This is a genomic window from Sporosarcina sp. ZBG7A, from assembly GCF_000813425.1.
Taxonomy (GTDB): domain Bacteria; phylum Bacillota; class Bacilli; order Bacillales_A; family Planococcaceae; genus Sporosarcina.
Genome location: NZ_JWIB01000002.1, coordinates 1 through 20,646, shown reverse-complemented (window position 1 = coordinate 20,646; position 20,646 = coordinate 1). Strand labels below are relative to the sequence as shown.

General features: G+C 44.0%; 17 protein-coding genes. 7 read left to right on the top strand and 10 right to left on the bottom strand.

Annotated features, from left to right (window positions below):
• The first annotated feature begins 140 nt into the window (after positions 1 to 140).
• From RL70_RS00485 to RL70_RS18300, 3 genes are all read left to right on the top strand, one after another.
• The gene (locus tag RL70_RS00485; protein WP_039041480.1) at positions 141 to 1,814 is read left to right on the top strand and encodes an AarF/ABC1/UbiB kinase family protein; all 1,674 of its coding nucleotides are present in this window, start codon (positions 141 to 143) and stop codon (positions 1,812 to 1,814) included.
• Between the two features lie 158 nt (positions 1,815 to 1,972).
• Entirely contained in the window at positions 1,973 to 3,085 is a 1,113-nt protein-coding gene (locus RL70_RS00480) for an ABC transporter ATP-binding protein (protein ID WP_039041479.1), read from the top strand.
• 180 nt (positions 3,086 to 3,265) lie between these two features.
• Positions 3,266 to 4,678 carry a glycine betaine ABC transporter substrate-binding protein gene (locus tag RL70_RS18300; protein ID WP_369795163.1) on the top strand — a complete coding sequence of 471 codons (1,413 nt, stop codon included), beginning with the start codon at positions 3,266 to 3,268 and terminating at the stop codon, positions 4,676 to 4,678.
• Between the two features lie 65 nt (positions 4,679 to 4,743).
• On the opposite strand, the gene RL70_RS00470 is transcribed toward RL70_RS18300, so the two are convergent.
• Positions 4,744 to 5,772 carry a YeiH family protein gene (locus RL70_RS00470; RefSeq protein ID WP_039041477.1) on the bottom strand — a complete coding sequence of 343 codons (1,029 nt, stop codon included), beginning with the start codon at positions 5,770 to 5,772 and terminating at the stop codon, positions 4,744 to 4,746.
• A gap of 107 nt (positions 5,773 to 5,879) precedes the next feature.
• Here RL70_RS00470 and RL70_RS00465 point away from each other — a divergent pair, with 107 nt between their 5' ends.
• Positions 5,880 to 6,785, top strand: coding sequence for a LysR family transcriptional regulator (locus RL70_RS00465; protein ID WP_039041476.1), 906 nt, complete (start codon positions 5,880 to 5,882; stop codon positions 6,783 to 6,785).
• 444 nt (positions 6,786 to 7,229) lie between these two features.
• Here the strand turns inward: RL70_RS00465 and RL70_RS00460 are convergent, their stop codons facing one another.
• On the bottom strand, positions 7,230 to 8,606 hold the full coding sequence (locus tag RL70_RS00460) for an FAD-binding oxidoreductase (RefSeq protein ID WP_039041487.1): 1,377 nt from the start codon (positions 8,604 to 8,606) through the stop codon (positions 7,230 to 7,232).
• Between the two features lie 124 nt (positions 8,607 to 8,730).
• Between RL70_RS00460 and RL70_RS00455 the strand changes: the two genes are divergently transcribed.
• The gene (locus RL70_RS00455; protein ID WP_039041475.1) at positions 8,731 to 9,282 is read left to right on the top strand and encodes a YusW family protein; all 552 of its coding nucleotides are present in this window, start codon (positions 8,731 to 8,733) and stop codon (positions 9,280 to 9,282) included.
• A gap of 38 nt (positions 9,283 to 9,320) precedes the next feature.
• Here RL70_RS00455 and ptsP read toward each other — a convergent pair whose 3' ends face one another.
• The 8 genes from ptsP to RL70_RS00415 form a co-directional block, all read right to left on the bottom strand.
• Positions 9,321 to 11,030: a phosphoenolpyruvate--protein phosphotransferase gene (gene ptsP, locus RL70_RS00450; protein ID WP_039041474.1), complete on the bottom strand. Its 1,710-nt coding sequence runs from the start codon at positions 11,028 to 11,030 to the stop codon at positions 9,321 to 9,323.
• A complete protein-coding gene (locus RL70_RS00445; RefSeq protein WP_039041473.1) occupies positions 11,027 to 11,293 on the bottom strand; it encodes a phosphocarrier protein HPr in 267 nt (88 codons plus the stop codon). The genes ptsP and RL70_RS00445 overlap by 4 nt, the downstream gene beginning before the upstream one ends.
• Positions 11,294 to 11,314: 21 nt before the next feature.
• A complete protein-coding gene (locus RL70_RS00440; protein ID WP_039041472.1) occupies positions 11,315 to 12,037 on the bottom strand; it encodes an SIS domain-containing protein in 723 nt (240 codons plus the stop codon).
• 5 nt (positions 12,038 to 12,042) lie between these two features.
• Positions 12,043 to 12,765, bottom strand: coding sequence for a GntR family transcriptional regulator (locus RL70_RS00435; protein ID WP_039041471.1), 723 nt, complete (start codon positions 12,763 to 12,765; stop codon positions 12,043 to 12,045).
• A gap of 32 nt (positions 12,766 to 12,797) precedes the next feature.
• Positions 12,798 to 13,961 (bottom strand): N-acetylglucosamine-6-phosphate deacetylase, encoded by a 1,164-nt coding sequence (nagA, locus tag RL70_RS00430; RefSeq protein WP_039041470.1) that lies wholly within the window; start codon positions 13,959 to 13,961, stop codon positions 12,798 to 12,800.
• Positions 13,962 to 14,030: 69 nt separating this feature from the next.
• A complete protein-coding gene (gene nagE / locus RL70_RS00425) occupies positions 14,031 to 15,938 on the bottom strand; it encodes an N-acetylglucosamine-specific PTS transporter subunit IIBC (protein ID WP_039041469.1) in 1,908 nt (635 codons plus the stop codon).
• Positions 15,939 to 16,138: 200 nt separating this feature from the next.
• Positions 16,139 to 16,696 carry a PTS glucose transporter subunit IIA gene (locus RL70_RS00420; RefSeq protein ID WP_039041468.1) on the bottom strand — a complete coding sequence of 186 codons (558 nt, stop codon included), beginning with the start codon at positions 16,694 to 16,696 and terminating at the stop codon, positions 16,139 to 16,141.
• Positions 16,697 to 16,769: 73 nt separating this feature from the next.
• Positions 16,770 to 18,392 (bottom strand): M20/M25/M40 family metallo-hydrolase, encoded by a 1,623-nt coding sequence (locus RL70_RS00415; protein WP_039041467.1) that lies wholly within the window; start codon positions 18,390 to 18,392, stop codon positions 16,770 to 16,772.
• Positions 18,393 to 18,580: 188 nt separating this feature from the next.
• Here RL70_RS00415 and RL70_RS00410 point away from each other — a divergent pair, with 188 nt between their 5' ends.
• Together RL70_RS00410 and RL70_RS00405 are read left to right on the top strand one after the other, a co-directional pair.
• Entirely contained in the window at positions 18,581 to 19,681 is a 1,101-nt protein-coding gene (locus RL70_RS00410) for a carbohydrate kinase (protein WP_082003263.1), read from the top strand.
• Positions 19,678 to 20,592, top strand: a complete 915-nt coding sequence (locus RL70_RS00405; RefSeq protein ID WP_039041465.1) for a pseudouridine-5'-phosphate glycosidase — start codon at positions 19,678 to 19,680, stop codon at positions 20,590 to 20,592. Before RL70_RS00410 ends, RL70_RS00405 begins: the two co-directional genes overlap by 4 nt.
• Positions 20,593 to 20,646: the final 54 nt, after the last annotated feature.

Genomic DNA, 20,646 nt, shown 5'->3' with positions numbered 1-20,646 from the left:
ACCCCCTATGCTCTCAACTTAAAGAGCATTTTTTAGCAACAGCACAGTCGTTACTGTCAATATGACATATTCTCTTCTGAAATGACCGTTTAACAGCGTGTTTAATCGGGTATAGGTAGTAGTTGAATGGAGGCGTTGGTGTGATTAAGATTTCCATCCGCAGAACGTATAGATTTCAAGAAATTGTGAATACTTTTTTGAAAAACGGGTTTAGCCACGTACTCTTTCGCCTAGGGATTACAGAACGCAGAGCTGCAGCAAAGATGAAGAACGAACCTCTGGATATGAACCTTCATAATATTGGACAAAAATTGAATCGGACTTTGCAAGAGCTCGGTCCGACATTCATAAAGTTAGGGCAGATTGCAAGTACACGACGCGATTTAGTACCCACTGAAATTATACGTGAACTTGAAAAACTTCAAGACCATGCCGAGCCCTTTTCATTTGAGAAAGTCCAGCAAATCATTGAAAAAGAGCTGGGAGCTCCGCTGGATGAACTATTTGAATCCTTCAACGACAAGCCACTTGCAACTGCATCAATCGGTCAAGTCCACGCTGCCTACTTATATAACGGTGAGAAAGTAGCTGTTAAAGTTCAGCGCCCCGACATCCGACAAACCGTGGGTACGGATTTATCCATTCTAAAGGAAATAGCGTCCATCATTGAAAACAACACGGATTGGGGAAAGTTATATGGTGTTCGTGCCATTATTAACGAGTTTGCAGATTCACTACTCAGTGAGCTCGATTACGAGACTGAAGGGAGAAATGCTGAACGTATCTCTCGACAAGTGAAAAAAGATCCGTCTGTGTACATTCCAAAAATACATTGGGAGCTTACCACCAAAAAAGTATTGACGATGGAGATGATCGAGGGAACTAAGTCTGATCATATCGATTTACTAGATGAACAAGGATATGACCGGAAACTACTCGCGAGAAAACTAGTGAATTCCATGTTTAGTCAAGTGCTTGACCACGGATTCTTCCATGGCGATCCTCATCCAGGAAATATATATATCATGCCTGGAAATGTTATTTCTTTTATTGACTTTGGAATGATTGGAGTCATGGATGATCAACTCAAACTCCAGTTCGCAAAGCTAATTATGGAATTGGAACGCGGCAATACAAAGGGCATCATCAAAGTATTGGATGCAATGGGGATATTACAAGACGAAACAGATATCAAAAGCCTACAAAAAGATTTAGGTATGCTCAAAACTAAGTATTATGACGTTCCGTTAGAAAACATGAGTTTGGGAGACATCTTCATGGACCTGTTTGGGGTTGCCTATCGTCATCAAATTAAGATCCCGAGTGAAATTACAGTTTTAGGGAAAACGATATTAACACTTGAAGGACTGATTTCAAAATTAGATCCCAATATGAGCATCATGGATGGCGTAGAACCCTTTGGAAAGAAACTTATCAAGGAGTATTACAGTCCAAGTTCCCTACTTAAATCCGCTTGGGAGAGTGTGAGCGAAAATGCAGAGATTCTCGTAAATATTCCGCGAGATTTCAAAGATATAAGTACAGCTGCAAAGAAAGGCAAATTGAAACTGGATATTAACTTACGACAGACCAGTTTCATTCTTCGAAGAATGGATATCATTAGCAACAGACTCGCTTTCAGTGTCATTCTTCTTGCTTTCAGTATTCTTATGACCGGACTAATCATCGGTTCTGCTATCGCTGGAGAAAATAATATGCTACTTAACCTTCCTGTTATTGAGGTCGGTGCGATTGTCGCATTTTTAATGTTTGTATTTCTTCTCTTTTCCATTTTCAAATCTGGGAGAATGTAGCGGCTAGTCTAGTCTTAAGAGACTTAGTCGCTTTTTTACACACTTTAGCAAGTAACCAATTTTACTAGGTAAAAGGAATTGATTTTGCAATTCCAGTATATTAAGTCTAGAGTTGTTAGTGGAGCAATTCCGAAAAAAACGATGAAGGAGGAAGACGCTTGATAACATTTGAAAACGTGTCTAAAAAATATCCAGATGGATTTGAAGCATTGAAAAACCTAACCTTTGATATTCATCAAGGGGAACTATTTGTACTGATTGGACCAAGTGGTAGTGGGAAAACAACTACGATGAAAATGATTAATCGATTAATCGAGCCTACAGGCGGAGATATCAAGATTGATGAGAAAAGTGTCTCGTCTGTCAATCCCGTAGAGCTACGTAGAAGTATCGGATATGTTATTCAACATATCGGTTTGTTGCCACATATGACTATCCGTGAAAATGTCGGGCTCGTCCCTCAACTCAAAAAAATGGAGGAAAAAGATTATCGCCAGAAAGTGGACGAACTGATGACTATGGTTGGATTGGATCCAGTTACATATGCAGATCGGTATCCTCAAGAACTAAGCGGTGGACAGCAACAACGAATCGGTGTGATTCGTGCGATGGCTGCAGAACCGCAGATTATTTTAATGGACGAGCCTTTCAGTGCGCTTGACCCTATAAGCCGTGAGCAGCTCCAAGATGAATTGGTAAAACTTCAGCGCGATGTGAAAAAGACGATTGTGTTCGTAACACATGATATGGATGAAGCCCTTAAAATCGCCGATCGTGTTTGTATTATGAAAGATGGAGAAATTGTACAAATCGACTCTCCAGAAGCGATTTTACGCCGCCCAGCCAATGAATTTGTACGGAATTTCATCGGAGAAGATCGCTTAAACGAAGCGGTTATACTTCCCTCACTCGAATCTCTTCTTATCAAACCCATCTCCACTCTATATAAAAGAGGTCTTGCAGAATCACTGAAAACGATGCAGAAAAAACGAGTCGATACCTTGATTGTCGTTGACGAAAACGATCATTATCTTGGTGTGGCATCTATTTGGGATGTACAAAAGCATTTCAATGACGAAACGCTTACGTTAAACGACATCAAAAAAACAGACCATGCGAAATTCTATATCGATGAACCCGTTGCAGAAATTTTCACGAAGTTAAATGAATCAGGTTACTGGTTTGTCCCTGTAGTCAATCGCGATGAAAAATTACTAGGTCTCGTCAGTCGATCGAGTCTCGTCGAGTACGTCGTTGATGAACTACTCTAAACTGAAAGATAGGATACATTTTGACAGGAGGTCTTTACTATTAACGAAATATGGAATGATACAGTAGATGTCTTTACAAATCGATGGCCCACTATTTGGAGCCTATTTCTTGAACACGCAACCCTTTCATTAATTTCTATCGGAATCGCAATCCTCATTTCAGTCCCCCTTGGAATCATTTTGACACGCAACACAAAAATAGCTGAGCCAATCATCGGGGTCGCTTCTGTACTACAGACAATCCCGAGCCTGGCCTTGCTTGTGTTCCTTGTTCCATTTATGGGGACAGGCAAACTACCTGCAATTATTGCACTCACCATTTATGGCTTGCTGCCAATTTTGCGCAATACATACATCGGTATTCGCGGTGTTGACCGTGCTACTGTTGAAGCAGGTATTGGTATGGGTATGACGAGCCGACAAGTCCTTACGATGGTTGAATTACCGCTTTCGTTAGGTGTCATTATGGCGGGTGTACGGACAGCAACTGTTTTAATAGTTGGTGTTGCTACTATTGCCGGTTTAATAGGAGCTGGCGGACTGGGGGATCTCATTTTCCGAGGTCTTCAGACGTACAATTCAGGACTGATCCTTGCAGGGGCAATTCCTTCTGCTTTGCTAGCCATCGTGCTCGACTTCATCTTGAAAAAGGTAGAAGGAATGGCGCAACCAGGTAAACTTTCCCGCAAAACTAAAAAGAATATAACGCGCGGTGCGATTGCTGTTGTAGCAGCCGTTGTCCTAGTGTTTGCCATTACCTCATTCACAGGTGAAAATAAGGAAACCATAACGATTACCGGTAAAAACTTCACCGAACAAGAGATCATGGTCTACGTTCTTGGTCACTTGATTGAAGAAAAAACAGACTTGGATGTAAAATACGAATCATTCCTCGGCGGATCAACTCTTGCTTTTGAAGGACTTCAACAAGGCAGTTATGATGTCTATGTAGAATACACAGGAACTGGTTTAATGAACTACTTGAAAGAGGATGCCATTAACGATCCCGACGAAGCGTATGATTATGTGAAAAAGGTATTTAAAGAAAAATATGATCTAGTTTGGTTGGATCCAATCGGTTTTAATAATACCTATACACTCACAGTGCGACAGGAAGATGCGGACAAATATGGACTTGAAAAAATGTCTGACTTGAAGCGGACTGCTGACTCCATGGTGCTCGGTACAGAACCGGAGTTCCAAGAAAGAAAAGATGGATATCCTGGCTTCCAGGAACTTTACGGGTTCTCATTTAAAGAGGCAAAAACAATGGACACAGGTATCATGTATAGTGCCATCAAAAACGGAGATGTCGATGTTATCGATGCTTTCGGTACAGATGGACGCATTCCTGAGTTTAACTTAAAAGTGTTGGAAGATGACAAAAATTTATTCCCACCTTATTACGCAGCTCCTCTCATCCGTCAAGATGTGCTAGACAAGCATCCAGAATTGGAAGAAGTTCTGAATATGCTAGCTGGCCGAATTGACGATGAACGCATGCAACAGCTGAATGCTCGTGTTGATATCGACAAAGAGGAATATGAAACCGTTGCCGTCGATTTCTTGAAAGAAGAAGGTTTGATGGATTAACTCCAAAAAAACCACGTAGAAAGGTGAATTCCTTTCTACGTGGTTTTTTATGGAAAATCAATTGATCAGACGATGAAGTACGCAATTACTGACAGCAAGATTGAAGTAACAGTCATTGCTGCAAGCGGGCGAAGTGCTCGCGCGCGCAGATCGCGTAGGCTTACGTTCAATCCAAGTCCGACCATAGCTGCCGTTAGGAGCCAAGTTGTTAATACGGAAATGAATTCATAAACCCCATCAGATACTGGAATGATTGGCCCGAATACATAACTTCCTAATACACTTAAAATGATGAAACCGACCAGGAACCATGGAAATTCAATTTTCGCATCCGCTTCGTCTGTTCCCTTACTTTTACGTTTCATAATCGCAATGAAGATGAAGCATAATGGAACAAGTAAGAACACGCGACCGAGTTTCGCAAGTAGCGCGATGGCAAGACCGTCTTCACCTGCAGGAGCTCCTGCTAGCGCAACGTGTGCAACTTCATGCAAGCTGATGCCTGACCACATACCGTATTGAATTGCATCGAGTGGTAAAAATGGACGTAATATCGTATATCCAATGGCAAAGACTGTACCCATCAATGCAATAATCCCCACACCAATTGCAGTATCTTCGTCTTTAGCTTTTACAATCGGTGCAACTGCAGCTATCGCTGCCGCTCCACAAACTCCCGTTCCGACACCTAGTAAGAGTGAAATGTTTTTATCTGCCTTAAACATTTTAGCAAGCCATAGTGTCATGAAGATTGCGAAGATGATGACGCCGACATCACGTACAAGCAAGCCAAGACCATCGCTAAGTACGGTATCGATATTTAGTTTAAGACCGTACAAAATGATCGCTGTCCGCAATAAGCGTTTAGATGAAAAACCGATACCTGAACGAATCGCTTCAGGGTAGCCAAAAAATTGTCGAAATGCGACTGCAATGATAATAGCAGAAGCTAGTTGCCCAATATGGTCAAAACCTGGTAGCTTCGCTAGTAAGTAGCCTAAAAATGCAATAAAAAATGTAAATGCAACCCCACCTATCCAAGCAGCTGGCTTCGATAGCTTTCTCGGTGAGGGTGCTGTTGATGATGAATTCATGTGGAACACCTCCTGTCGTTCAGTATACGCTCCTAGTTCTCATAAGGAAAATAACAATATATAATAGCTATCATAAGTAAATTCATATGTGAGAAAGGATTGAGTAAGTGGACCAAGCTTTAAACGTCTTTGTGACGGTCACAGAAAAGAAAAGCTTTTCACGTGCAGCTGAGGATCTTCATATGACCCAGCCTGCAGTAAGTCAATATATTCGTTCCTTGGAAGAGACGATGAATGTGCGCTTGCTGGAAAGGACAAACAAGTATGTCCGACTGACAAAAGCTGGTGAAATTGTGTATCACCACGCGAAAGAAATCGTTGGATTATATGGTCGCATGCACCATTTAGTCAATGATTTGTCGCACGAAGCTAGCGGACAGCTCTCGATTGGTGCCAGTTATACGTTCGGTGAATATGTGCTTCCTCATATATTGGCTCGATTGCTCGAAGATTATCCACGCATTCAACCAGATGTGACAATTGGCAATACTGCAGAAATTGCAGACCTCATCATGAGTCGACAACTTGATGTAGGCATCGTTGAAGGTCGGTTCAAAGAAAATCGGCAACTGACCACACAAGCTTTCGCGGAAGATCGGATGATTCTTGTAGCGTCAGCAGACCATCCACTTTCGTTAAAAACAACAGCAATCGAATGGAAAGAGTTGATCGAACAGACGTGGATCATCCGAGAAGAGGGTTCCGGCACACGAGAGGCTGTAGAAGCTGTGTTTGAACGCTACGCCTTAACTCCTGCCCGTACGATGCAGTTCAGTAGTACCCAACCCATTAAGGAAGCCGTTGAAGCAGGGCTAGGAATTAGTTTGTTGTCAGAGTGGGCAGTTCAAAAGGAAATTCGTTATGGGGAGTTAGTTCAATTACCCGTAAAAGACTTACCATTTATCCGCCAATTCTCGATTGTAACCAGTTCTCAGTACCAGACAAAGGCGCTAAAAGTCTTTTTGGAGCTATTGCTCAATAATCGTGAGTTGAAACTGTTTCGGGAGTGTTAATGTAAATACTTTCTACTTTTACGTAGTGGTTTTGATTTTCGAGGATGTCCGGCACAACGAGTGATTTCTCCGACAAATCTGGGGTTTTGTTGATAACGGGACACAATTCTAGTGCATTAAGGGATTAATTGGTAGCGCTACGCTTGTTTAAGGATGGAAATTCTTTAAAAGTAGATGTTCTCTGGATTTTTCAGGGGTTATCCAATGGGGCCAGCAGGACTTATGAGCAGAATATAAATTTTATGAGCGTTATTTTTAGTTTATGAGCATTTTTCGAGGTTTATGATCACATTTCTGAATTTATGAGCGGATTCCCAGGTTTATGATCACTTTCTGAGATTTATGAGCAGATATCAAGATTTATGAGCACACTGACATCCCGTGTGCAACATGCCGTTTCACTCCAAGTAAAAAAGGGCTTTGCGAAAGCCCTTTCCACTTAAATCACTTGATTAATTTCCCTGGGTTCAATAAATTCTCGGGATCCAGCACTTGCTTGATCTTCAACATGACGTCATACGCAGCGCCATGCTCATCTCGCTGGTATTTCTGTTTGCCAACGCCGACACCATGCTCTCCAGTACACGTTCCACCACATGCGAGCGCACGTCGGACGATGGTTTCATTGTATTCATCTGCGATTTTGAGTTCTTCAACATTTTCATGGTCGATCATTAACAATACGTGGAAATTACCATCTCCAACGTGTCCGACGATTCCGCCTTCAAGCCCTGTTCTGTCGAGTTCTTCACGCGCAAAAACCACAGCTTCAGCTAGTTTAGAAATTGGGACGCATACATCCGTCAACATCATCTGTTTGCCTGGGAAGCCATGTGTATAGGCATATGCTGCATTGTGTCGCGCTTCCCATAGACGATTGCGACTCGCAGTTTCCGTTTCGAACAAGATCTCTTTGCAGCTGAAGTCTGCGACTATTTCTTCTGTAAACGCAACGTCTTGTGCGAGACCGGCTTCGTTGCCATGAAACTCCAAAAAGAGTGTTGGCAGTTCCGCGTAATCCGTTTCACTATACGCATTCACTTGTCGAATGGATTCCGTGTCGACCAGTTCCACACGGGCAATGGGAATGCCAGCTTGCAAAATTGCAGGCACCGCTTCAATGGCATTCGTAATGGACGTGAATGTTGCACGTGCAGCGGTTGTTACTTCCGGAATTCCAAACACACGGAGTGTCAATTCAGTAAAACATCCGAGAGTTCCTTCTGACCCGACAAATAATCCATTCAGATGATAGCCTGAGGACGATTTGGCCGCTTTGTTCCCTGTGTGAATAACAGTTCCATCCGCTAGAACCACTTCCAGATCTCTCACCTGATCACGCATGACGCCGTATTTCACGGATGTCGTACCACTTGCGTTCGTTGCCGCCATACCACCAAGTGTGGCATCTGCTCCTGGGTCAACAGAGAAGAATAGCCCATGTTTTTTTAACTCTTTGTTCAATGCAGAACGAGTCACTCCAGGTTGTACAGTCACCAGCATGTCTGAAGGATTCACTTGTAGTATTTGGTTCATCTCAGTGAAATCGATTGTAATTCCATGATCATATGGGATTACGTGTCCCTCTAGACTGGAGCCGACGCCGAATGGAATTACAGGGACGTTTAAATTCCCTGCAGCTTTCACAATCCTGCTCACCTCTTCAGTGGATCTGGGGAATACTACAAGATCCGGGAGGCTTGGCGTATGGTAAGATTCGTCCTTGCTATGTAAGTCGCGTACTGTCTCGTTTTGTGTCACTTGCTCCTGTTCTAAAAAATCCATTAATTCAGCAAAAAGTTGGTCAACTGAAGTAGTCATCCAATCCATTCCTTTCTTCCTTAATTTATATAATTTCCACAATTATAACTCATTCTGATCTCGTTTGTAATTCAATAAGCAGGGAATACTATAAGTAATGCATAATCTATAGGAGGCCTTCATCATGAGAAAATCAGCATCTATTGCAGGAAGCGTTCTTGCGACAGCCTTACTTCTAGGCGCTTGTGGCAACAATGACACGAACACAGAAAAAGACACAACAACCAGTACGGAAGATACGACAACTGAGTCTGGAACCGCTAACGATGAGTCCACTAACAAGAACACTTCTTCGGGTACAAGTGATTCCTCGACAGCGTCAGACAGTGACCAGGGCTACATGAAAGAGAAAATGGACAAGCTGACTTACGACGAATTTGAGCTGGAAGTCGATTATGGAAAAAACAAAGAATATGAAATTGAAATCGAACAAGACAACGGCAAGGTGGAATCGACTGTTGAGGATGAACTTTCCAATTCCAATTTGCATGGACGGGAAGCGTTCGATGAGATTTATCCAAGATTAGAAAAGCTGGACATTACAGAAACCACTTCAAAAGAACAAGCCATTCAACAAGCATTGGAAGCGTTCGATTTGAAAGATGATTACGTTAAATTTGATATTGAAATCACGATGCCTGATGGTCAAAAAATCCAATTTGAAGATAAAAAATAAGTAAAAGCGGAACCGTCAATTCGGTTCCGCTTTTCTTTTTAGCTATGTGCTTGTACAAATTCAATAATCTTCTCGGATGTTTCCATCTGTAGAATTTCAGGGATATACCCTTCCCATTCCGATTTAGAAAGATCCGCGAATTGAGCACGTGCTTTCAAAATGCTCGAAGGGCTCATTGAGAACTCATCCAGTCCCATACCTAGTAAAACAGGGATGGACAGTGGATCTCCCGCCACTTCACCACACATACCAACCCACTTGCCTTCTTTATGAGCGGCTTGAATCACGTTATGAATGAGGCGCAACACAGACGGATGATTCGGCTGATACAAATACGAAACCGTTTCGTTCATGCGGTCTGCCGCCATCGTATATTGAATCAGATCATTCGTACCGATTGAGAAGAAGTCGACTTCTTTTGCAAACAAATCTGCGATGACTGCAGCTGCAGGGATTTCAAGCATCATCCCTACTTCATACGTATCGCTGACTTCTATGCCTTTAGCCTGTAGCTTCTCTTGTTCTTCAAGTAACATGCCTTTTGCACGACGGAATTCCTCCAGCGTAGCAATCATTGGGAACATGATCTTCAAGTTGCCGTGAACACTTGCGCGCAGCAATGCACGTAACTGAGTACGGAACATTTCTGGATGTTCAAAACAAAGACGAATGGCGCGCTGTCCAAGGAATGGGTTCATCTCTTCAGGCGTACTGAAATAGCTTAACTCCTTGTCGCCGCCAATATCTAGTGTCCGGACAACCGTTGGACGTTCTCCCATGGAAGTCAGAACAGTTTTGTAAGCGTCGTACTGCTCCTCTTCAGTTGGGAAATCACTTTTCCCCATATAGAGGAATTCTGTACGGAACAAACCAACGCCCTCAGCTCCGTTTTTATCCGCTAATGGCAAGTCTTCAGTTGACGCAATATTCGCGCCCACTTCAACGTGATGTCCATCACTTGTAACAGTCGATTCAGAAACAAAGCGCTTCAACAATTCCTTATCTTGCTCGAACGTCACTTTCTTCGTTTCATAAGCTCGCGTGTCTTCATCAGTCGGTTCTAGTAAAACCGTTCCGTCCGTACCATCGACAATCAGAGAAGTTCCCTGTTCAATCGACGCCATAGCAGTTTTCGTTCCGACAACCGCTGGAATCTCCAGCATTCTACCGAGGATTGCAGAGTGCGATGTACGCCCTCCGATATCCGTTACGAATCCTTTGACGAATTGCTTATTCAATTGAGCCGTTGCAGAAGGTGTTAAGTCATCTGCAATAATGATCACTTCTTCATTGATTGTAGAAGGATCGGATACATGAACACCTAACAGTTTAGCCAGGAGACGCTTAGTCACGTCGCGAACGTCTGCAGCACGTTCTCTCATATATTCGTTGTCCATCGCTTCGAACATCGCTGTGAAGGTATCCGCAGCTTGTTGCAAGGCAAACTCTGCGTTGACGCCTTGTTCAATGCTACCTTTAACGCTGCTCTCAAGCTCTGGGTCATTTAACACGAGTAAATGCGCGCTAAAAATTGCCGCTTTGTCTTCCCCGAAGTTTTCAGCGGCTTTCGCTCGGATCGCTTCTAGTTCAACTGCCGCTTCAGCTTTAGCAGCTTCAAATCGGGCAATTTCCAGTTCAGGTTGCTCAATAGTTAGTTTTTCAACTGTCAGGTCTGGCGTTTCCAAACGGTATGCTTTGGCGATCGCTATTCCGTCAGATACACCGATGCCTGTAATAGTTTGTTTCACTCGCCGATACTTTCTTTTTTCATAATATCATCCACTTTTGCGATCGCCTCTGACTCGTCAGCGCCGTCTGCTGTGATTTCAACTTGCGCACCGGATTCAATCCCCATGCCCATGACACCCATAATGGATTTCAAGTTAGCAGTTCGCTCCTTGTACGTAATTGTTACTTCTGATTTGAATGGTGTTACTGCTGATACGAGCATGGAGCACGGTCGTGCGTGCAACCCTTCGCTACTTGTAATTGTGTACGTTTTCTTTTCCATAACTAAATCTCTCCTTTAAAGTCAAAACTGGATGCGGTCGCTGTAGTGGGCGACGAGTGCATTGTTATGTGATTCGTTGCCCTCTATATTACCACTTTTAAAAACAGGCGGCTCTATTCCATTCTCATTCATTCGCACGACAACCTCACAGAACAAACCATGAAGCAACGCATTCCCAATTACTGACGACGCAGGACCGCATTGGATCCCATCGATGTGCATGATTCCGTCGCCTGGAGGGACTTTCGTATCCAGCACAGTTGACACTGATGCTTCCAGTCGTTTACCTGAAGAATGACGAGAAGGATGTTCTTTTTCAGTATACAATAAAGACTGAATGGAAACCGTATATGAGCCTTGCGAATTCGAATATTGCGCCACATCAATCGGCACCGGGTTCCGCCCTGAATTCGAAATGATGATGACGACATCTTCTGGTCGAATGTCGAGGCTCGTTAGAAAGGTTTTGCTGAAGTCAGGATCTTTCTCGTTTTCGGATGAAAGCAGCGCACCTTCGTGCAACATGAGAGGTCCAATGGAAATGGGTTGGACACAGGCAAGACTTCCGGCTCGAAAAAAACCTTCCTGTGCAAGCAATTGGGAATGCCCAGACCCGAAGAGATGAATGATTCCACCTTTTGCAATTCGATCGGCCAGTTGTGTAGAAGCCTGTCCCACCGGCTCTTTCGCTGCGCTTCCTGCTTCTGTTAAAAGTGTAGTGATTTCGCTGAAGTAGGAATTCATGACATTCACCTCCCTATTTCACTAATGAATTTATATCGATCTGCCCGATACGTACTTCGAACGACTTCAAAAATGCGACCATCGTCAAGTGTACTTACACGTTCGATGAGCACAACTGCAGCGGGAAGTGCAATATGCAAGTATCCGGCATCGTCTGTTTTTGCAAGTGCCGCTTCCATCCGCTGTGTGGCTTGCCCGATCACAAGTTTCTCCTGTTTCTCAATGAATGCGTACAAGGAGCCTTGCAATGCTTCTGCAGAGAGTGTAGGAAACAACTCCACAGGCAAATACGATCGTTCAATCGCCATTGGTGTATCGTCAGCGTATCGAATCCGGACCACCTTATGGACGAGTGCTTCTGAAGAAAGCCCGAGCCGTGTAGACAGTTGCGGATCTGGATGTACTTGGCTGAAGCTGATCAGTTTCGTTCCAGGTACGAATCCTCTTTCTTTCATGTCTTCTGTAAAGCTTGTTAATCCGTTTAGTGGCTGTTCCATCTTTTCTTCTGCAACAAACGTACCGCGGCCTTTTTCTCGGTACAGCAAACCATCTTTCACTAAATTGGTCAGCGACTGACGGACTGTCATACGACTAACCCCAAACATGTCCGTCAATTCACGCTCAGATGGGATAAGGGACTTTACGGGATACACGCCTTGAGCGATTTGTTCTTTTAAATAATCCTCAATTTGAACATAGATCGGGATGGCTGATTGCTTATCTAGCATGATCGCCACCGCCAGTCGAGTTTTTTAACCCCTTACAACTCCTCATTATATTCATACCCAACTACACCACCACAAATCGTATGCTTAACCGTCCACTCTTGGTCTAGAATGACGACATCCGCGTCATTTCCAGCAATCAAACTTCCCTTTTTCGTCAGACCCAGCTGACGAGCTGCGTTCCCAGACGAAATCTTTGCAACATCAAGAGGGCTTATTCCTAATATACGGACGACATTTTTGACCGCATGTTCCATCGTCAAAATACTTCCCGCCAGTGTTCCATCCGAGAGACGTGCATCTGTTTCTGATACATGGACTGGTTGTCCGCCAAGGTCGTATTCGCCCGGTTCAAGTCCCTTAGCACGCATGGCATCCGTGATGAGGATGAGTCTGTCCGCACCTTTCACACGGTATGCTAGTTCAACTGCTTTTGGATGGCTGTGGATGAAGTCCGGAATCACTTCTGCACATAGTTCATCGATAAGTAGCGCCCCACCAATGGCACCCGGTTCGCGATGATGGAACGGTGACATCTGGTTGTATAAGTGAGTGGCTTGAACAGCCCCTGCTTGTGCAGCCTCTTCCATCTGAGCGATTGTTGCATCCGTATGACCCATCGACGCAACAATACCTTCAGCTGCAAGTTTTCGGATGAAAGACAACCCGTTCGGCACTTCTGGCGCGAGTGTGACCATACGAATTTTGCCTTGAGCCGCTTGTTGCCACGCATCAAACTGGTCTGCGTCAGGAGGACAAATATATTCAAGAGGCTGTGCACCAGCACGTTTCGGCGATACAAAGGGTCCTTCCAAATGAACGCCTAGCATTTGTGCTTGTCCAGCTTTCGTAGTGAATGACGCCGCATTTTTCAGAGCTGTTTCAATCGCTTCAGGCGCTTGCGTCATAGAGGTCGCTAGAAATGATGTAGTTCCTTCTTTCGGAAGGACATCTGCCATCGTTTGTAGTGCTTTCTCCTTCGCGTCCATTACGTCTGCTCCAGCTGCTCCATGAATGTGCATGTCGATGAATCCTGGTAATACGTATCCGCCATGGGCATCAATCTGTTGATCGGCTACACGCTTTATGGAAGTACCAACTTCTCGGATCACGCCATCTTCTATGAACACTTCACCTTTCTCAAGTATTCCATCTGGTGTCACAACGGTTCCATTTGTCAGTAAAATTGTCTGTGTCATTGTTGTCCACTCCTTAAGAAAACACGCCGGAAGAGTGACTGTCGTCTCTCCCGCCGGCGTAATTAGTTATTATTCATCAACCTTAACGATTGAATCAGTTCCTTTACGTTGGAACCCTTTTTTCAAGATGTGCAAGTTGGCTTTTTCCACATTAGTGAAAATAACCGGTGTCACAACAGATGGTGCGTTTGCTTTGATGTAGTCCAGGTCAATATTCAACAATGCATCGCCTCGTTGAATGAGCTGACCATTTTCAACAAGCAATTCAAAGCCTTTTCCGTTTAACTTCACTGTATCCAGACCTACGTGAATAAGTACTTCGACGCCTGTGTCTGTTTCTAGTCCGATCGCATGGTTTGTAGGGAAGACGCTAACGACTTTACCGTCAATTGGTGAATGAATCGTTTTCCCTTTCGGCATAATGCCGAAACCAGGTCCCATCATTTCTTTTGCAAATACGTCATCCGGAACTTCTGACAAGTCAATAATGTCACCGTCGATCGGCATATGGAAATCCGACTCTGGTAAGGCTTTGACATTGTGTGGCTGTGTATCCAGTTCCATGGACTCTTCAGTCTTTGGAGCCGGGTTACCGTTCGTCATACGTCGTTTCATCGCTTCAGCTAAGAATTCAACAGCTGTTCCAATTACAACTTGAACGTTTGTTTTACTAATCTTCATGTAGCCCATTGCACCGTAACGTTTCAATTCTTTTTCATTGACAACGTCAGAATCTTTAACAGTTAAACGTAAGCGTGTTGTACAGTAGTCAATGGCTTGAATATTATCGAGACCACCAAGTGCTTCAATTGTATGATACGCCTTCACTTCAACGATATCATCGCTGTAGACTGCAGTATCTTCTACCAAATCTTCGTCGTCTTCACGACCAGGTGTTTTCAAGTCGAGTTTGACGATTAGGAAATAGAAGACTACAAAGTAGATGACACCGAATACTAGCCCAATTACTAATAAGGTTAGTGGATTTTGTGCCAATCCATAGTTCAAGACATAGTCAATCGCACCTGCCGAGAATCCAAATCCGTGATGGACGTCAAACATATACGATACGATCATAGACGCACCTGTTAGCAATGCGTGCACTACGTATAGAACTGGTGAAAGGAACATGAATGCAAATTCGATTGGCTCTGTAATTCCTGTAAGGAAAGAAGTGAATGCAATACTGAATAGCATACCACCGACAATCGCTTTCTTTTCCTTTTTAGCTGCCGCATACATCGCAAGACAAGCTGCCGGAAGACCAAACATCATAATTGGGAAGAAACCGGACAAGAATGGTCCTGCAGTTGGATCTCCCTTAAGGAAACGGTTAATTTCCCCTTTAACAACTTCACCGCTCGCATCTGTAAATGATCCGAAGTCGAACCAAACCACTGTGTTGATAACGTGGTGAAGACCCGTAGGAATTAGTAGACGGTTCAAGAATCCGTAAGCACCGACCCCAAGAGTTCCTGCACCAAGTACCCAGTTACCAATACTATCGATAACACTTTGTATTGGTGGCCATGCAAAGAAGAGAACACCCGCAAGTGCAGTCATTGCAGCTGCTGTAACGATAGGAACGAATCTTCGTCCTCCGAAGAATGCTAAGAAATCCGGTAGTTTAATATTATAAAAGCGGTTATAGAGAACACCGGCCACAATACCGGAAATGATACCACCGAATACACCCATATTAATGGACTCATCGACTGCTTTTAAAGCACTAGTAAGTACTAAGAAACCGACAGCTCCGGCTAATGCCGCTCCGCCACTATTATCATGAGCAAATCCCATAGCAATACCAATGGCAAAGATTAGAGCTAAGTTACCAATAATTCCATCTCCCGCTGCAGCGATTAGCGGAATGTTCAGCAGGTCTGGTTGCCCAAGTCGCAAAAGCAATGCAGCTGCCGGCAAGGTCGCAATCGGAAACATCAAGGATTTACCGATGCGCTGAATAAAGTTCATCATCTTCTTCTCACTCCTTTTTAGTTATCTTACTATTCACTATACCGTTATACCGGTCTAGTTGTCTATACCAATTAAACCAAAAAACTAGAAAGAATGTAAGCGTTTTTACGAATTTATGTTTAAAAGTTTAAAAGTATGCCAAAAAAAGTGATTGCAAAGGGATCTGCAATCACTTTTTTGTTTTACTTTACTGAGTCATCTTAAGCATCTACACGTACGATACCACTTGTGCCTTGAGTTTGTTTCCCCTCTTTCAACAAATGGATCTTCTCTTTTTCGGTGTTTGTGAAAATAACAGGAGTTACAGCTGACGGCGCATTTGCTTGGATATAGCCTACATCAATTTTTAATAATGCATCTCCGCGACTGATTAGCTGTTCGTTCTCCACCAACAACTCAAAACCTTCACCATTTAACTTCACCGTATCTAACCCCACGTGAATCAAGATTTCAACACCGGTTGACGATTCCAGTCCAATCGCATGTTTAGTCGGGAACACGCTGACTACCTTTCCATCTATAGGCGAGCAAACGGTATCCCCTGTTGGGTCAATCGCAAATCCTGGCCCCATCATTTCCTGTGCAAATACGGGATCCGGCACTTCTGACAATGGAATAACAGTTCCATCCATTGGCATGACAAAAGAATCTTCACCAATCCCCTTTTCTACGGACGTCTGTGCTGCAGGCGTCTGTTGCACTTCAGCTGAATTGTCCCCTTTTAACGATTGAGCCATCTTTTTAAAGAAATTAGCCATTTCTTTCACTCTCCTTCTACCTTTTCATGTCTATTGTTAACTAAACGTCGCTTCACTATCCCAAAGCTATTCGTTACTTTCCACAAAAGTGCTTGGCAAGCGTCTCCAGCATTTGAGGGAGACGAACGAAAGCACTTTCAATATGCAGTCTTTCCGTGCGTTGGTGAGCATCCTTACCGAATGGACCAACATTTAAAACAGGTGCGTCAAGTGCCTTCATTTCTTCAAATGGCATCCAATAGGTTGAGCCCCATACAGGTGTATTCCGCTCAAACGATTTCCAGCCTGTGCCTTCATCTTCATAATGGACATAGCTCAAATCGCTAATTCCATTGAAATAGTGGATTTGCGATACTTCTGTTCCGAGTGTAGTTGCTTTGTCTTGCATGAGTGTGACAAGCTCCTGAACAAGGGCATCGTCCGAAGTATTCACGGCCGGATAGTACGGTGGAGCAAATAGCAGAACGGTTGCCGGTGCTAGCTCTTGACATTCTATCATGAGGACATCAACGATTTTAAATGATTTGTCGCGATCGTCGAGTTCCCAGTCACCTGAAACCTCCGTAATAATCCTCTTTACTTCAGCTTCGCCCAATTTATTGTTGGCGTAATCCATCAACTCTTCAAACTTGAGTAGCTTGATTTCACCAACTTTAGGAACCCCTTCACGCTCACAAATCTCGGTGTATGTCGTTTCACATGCCTGGACAGAATCCTTTGCGATGCCTTCGAATAGTTCCATCACTTCCGCTGCAGTCCGTCTCATAGTGAAAACGTTATACAGTGCAGTAGAGCGATATGGAGTTTGCACAGAGTAATGCGCTTTTAGATCTTTTTGCTGCAAAGTCACAGGCAACGGTGTTGTTTCCCCATGATCGGTTTCTTCAAAGATATTGTTCCATTCCATCCGTTGCGTTAAGAAAGAAGCCATGAATGTCGAAGTAATTCCTTTTAACGGTTCCCCGACATGCGTTTCTTTGCCATAAAACAAAGCGGCGGGCATAATTTTACCGATGGAACCCGAGTAAATGTATTCTCTTGGGTCACCTGGCTCTTGAGAGAAAACGGGTTCGCCATTTAAAAACAGCGTATATGTTAAATCGTGTTCCTGTTTCATCCGAACGAGCGACTTAACTGCGGTACGCATACCCGCAGAACTCACTTCTTCGTCAGGAACAGCAAGTAACACTAAGTTCACCGGCCATTGTTCCGATGCTGCTTTTTCGATTAAGGACATATGTAATGCAAGTCCCATCTTCATATCCATCGTACCTCGACCAAACAAATACTCCCCTGATTCCAAATCAGCCAATGCTTCGTCAGGAAGTTCCTCTTTATATTCATGTAATTTTGCGGTTAGCTCTTCAGGATGGAACGCGAATGGCTCTAGTGCACCATATTCTTCTGTCCAAACTGTGTCAAAGTGGCTGATGAGCACAATCGTATCTTGTGCTTCATGGTTCTTATACAACGCAGTGACTGAATTGCGACCTAGACCTGCATCATGCAACTCCAACTGTTCGGGATGTGCTTCGAAATAAGGGACACTTTTCAACTTTTCAGCGAGTCTATGCGGGAAAGCTTTTTCTCCTTCTGTGGTTGTCCGACTTTCCCAATTCACAAGTTCGCACAACAATGCTCGTAATGTTTCCGGTGTATTCCATTGCAGTTCTGTTCCAGTATGTTGGTTTGCCATTAAAAACCCTCCTCTTTAAATACGTGCTGGCATCCTGACAGCATTAACCTGTCTGCTTTTGAGTGTACGCTTTTTGTCGAAAAGAGTCATCCCCTACAGGTTAATCATCTGACTTGCATCTATACAAACTTTTGTTTATCATGTAAACATAAGTTTAATACATGTACTACGAACGGGAGGTGTTAACAGTGAACGAAAAAGAACAGCAGCTGATCTCGTTAATCAGACAAAATCCATACTGTTCCCAGCAAGAACTCGCTGAAGGTCTTGGACTTTCCCGCCCCGCCGTCGCCAATTTGATATCCGCGCTGACGAAACGTGGATATATCGCAGGTAGAGCCTATGTGCTAGCGCCGGAAGATGAAATTATTTGTATCGGTGGCGCGAATGTCGATCGGAAGTTCCATGTCACAGGACCGCTAGCACATGGTACGTCGAACCCCGCTGGAATGTCAGTTACAATTGGCGGTGTCGCTCGCAACATTGCTGAAAACCTCGGTCGTCTGGACCATCCCGTTCGATTGATGACTACAGCAGGCAACGATGCAGACTGGGATTTAATTGCGACGCATTCATCTCCATATATGGACTTGACGTCGGTGCGGTTATTACCTAACGCCTCAACTGGCTCGTATTCTGCGGTGTTAGACAATCACGGTGAACTTGTAATTGCCATGGCAGTAATGGACGTATATGAGTCACTAAACGTCGACTACATCGCTTCAATTGAACGGCATATGGCTCGTGCCAAGATGATTGTCATAGATCTTAATGTAGCAAAAGAAACTGCAGAAGCGATTCGAGATGTAGCTGTCCGTCACCAAGTCCCACTTGCAATCGTTCCTGTTTCCGGTCCCAAAATGGCGCATTTGCCAGACACGCTTGAGGGGCTAACTTGGTTCATCTGCAATGAAGATGAAGCTGAAACGTTAACTAGTGTCACAATTCAAAATGATGAAGACTGGAAAACAGCTGTTTCCGCACTCCTTGACTCTGGAGCAGAACATGCCATCATTACCCGCGGAAAAAAAGGGATTATGGCAGGCGACCGCGCGACGCGCACGATCCATCATCATGCCGCAATACCTGGAGTCTCTGTAGAAGACGTAACAGGAGCTGGAGATGCGTTCGTGTCGGGAGTACTACATGCTGCAGTAATGGAACGTACACTTAATGACGCGATTTCCTATGGTCTTGTGAACGCAGCAAAAACGTTAGCATCTACTTATACAGTAAGACCTGAACTTACCGCCAATGGACTAGAAAATGAACTGGAGGAATACAAATGAAATCATACATCGTCTTCTCAGAAGAAGTCTTAAACGCTAAAGCCGCTGGACAACCAATCGTGGCACTTGAATCGACTATCATCTCTCACGGCATGCCCTATCCACAAAACGTGGAAACCGCTCGTGCAGTAGAACAAATCATCCGTGACAACGGTGCAGTCCCTGCAACAATTGCTTTGATCGACGGGCAAATTAAAATCGGATTGTCTTATGATGAGCTTGAAATGTTCGGGAAAAGTGACAATGTCGCAAAAGTTTCACGTCGTGATATCGGGTACTTGCTTGCAACGAAACAATTAGGTGCGACTACAGTTGCAGCGACAATGATTTGTGCAGACCTCGCTGAAATCCGCATGTTCGTGACAGGCGGAATTGGTGGCGTACACCGTGGCGCTGAAACAACTATGGATATCTCTGCAGACCTGGAAGAGCTGGCAAAAACAGATGTCGCTGTTGTTTGTGCAGGTGCAAAATCGATTCTCGATATTGGTCTTTCTATGGAATACCTTGAGACAAAAGGCGTGCCAGTGATCGGATATGAAACTGATGAACTACCTGCATTCTATACACGTAAGAGTGGATTCCCTGTGAACTTCCGTGCAGACAATCCAGAAGTTGTTGCTGAAACACTTGCTGTGAAATGGCATCTTGGACTTGCAGGTGGAGCCGTGATTGCCAATCCGATTCCTGAAGCAGACGAACTCGATCCTGAAATGATCAATGGCATCATCGATCAAGCCCTTGCTGAAGCAAAAGAAAAAGGAATTAAAGGAAAAGACGTTACACCATTCATGCTCGGGAAAGTGAAAGATCTCACAGATGGCAAGAGCCTAGTAGCTAACATCGCCCTCGTGAAACACAACGCAGTCGTAGGAGCTAAGATTGCTGTGGCATTAAGCAAAACTAAATAACAATCCTTTCAAAAGAGTACTTCATTCGAGAAGTACTCTCAGACTGTAGACAAA

Excerpts from the sequence above, each read along its gene's own strand:
- RL70_RS00470 (WP_039041477.1), bottom strand. The coding sequence starts at position 5,772 with ATGAATTCATCATCAACAGCACCCTCACCGAGAAAGCTATCGAAGCCA.
- RL70_RS00460 (WP_039041487.1), bottom strand. The coding sequence starts at position 8,606 with ATGACTACTTCAGTTGACCAACTTTTTGCTGAATTAATGGATTTTTTA.
- RL70_RS00455 (WP_039041475.1), top strand. The coding sequence starts at position 8,731 with ATGAGAAAATCAGCATCTATTGCAGGAAGCGTTCTTGCGACAGCCTTA.
- RL70_RS00445 (WP_039041473.1), bottom strand. The coding sequence starts at position 11,293 with ATGGAAAAGAAAACGTACACAATTACAAGTAGCGAAGGGTTGCACGCA.
- RL70_RS00440 (WP_039041472.1), bottom strand. The coding sequence starts at position 12,037 with ATGAATTCCTACTTCAGCGAAATCACTACACTTTTAACAGAAGCAGGA.
- RL70_RS00435 (WP_039041471.1), bottom strand. The coding sequence starts at position 12,765 with ATGCTAGATAAGCAATCAGCCATCCCGATCTATGTTCAAATTGAGGAT.
- nagA (WP_039041470.1), bottom strand. The coding sequence starts at position 13,961 with ATGACACAGACAATTTTACTGACAAATGGAACCGTTGTGACACCAGAT.
- nagE (WP_039041469.1), bottom strand. The coding sequence starts at position 15,938 with ATGATGAACTTTATTCAGCGCATCGGTAAATCCTTGATGTTTCCGATT.
- RL70_RS00420 (WP_039041468.1), bottom strand. The coding sequence starts at position 16,696 with ATGGCTAATTTCTTTAAAAAGATGGCTCAATCGTTAAAAGGGGACAAT.
- RL70_RS00415 (WP_039041467.1), bottom strand. The coding sequence starts at position 18,392 with ATGGCAAACCAACATACTGGAACAGAACTGCAATGGAATACACCGGAA.
- RL70_RS00405 (WP_039041465.1), top strand. The coding sequence starts at position 19,678 with ATGAAATCATACATCGTCTTCTCAGAAGAAGTCTTAAACGCTAAAGCC.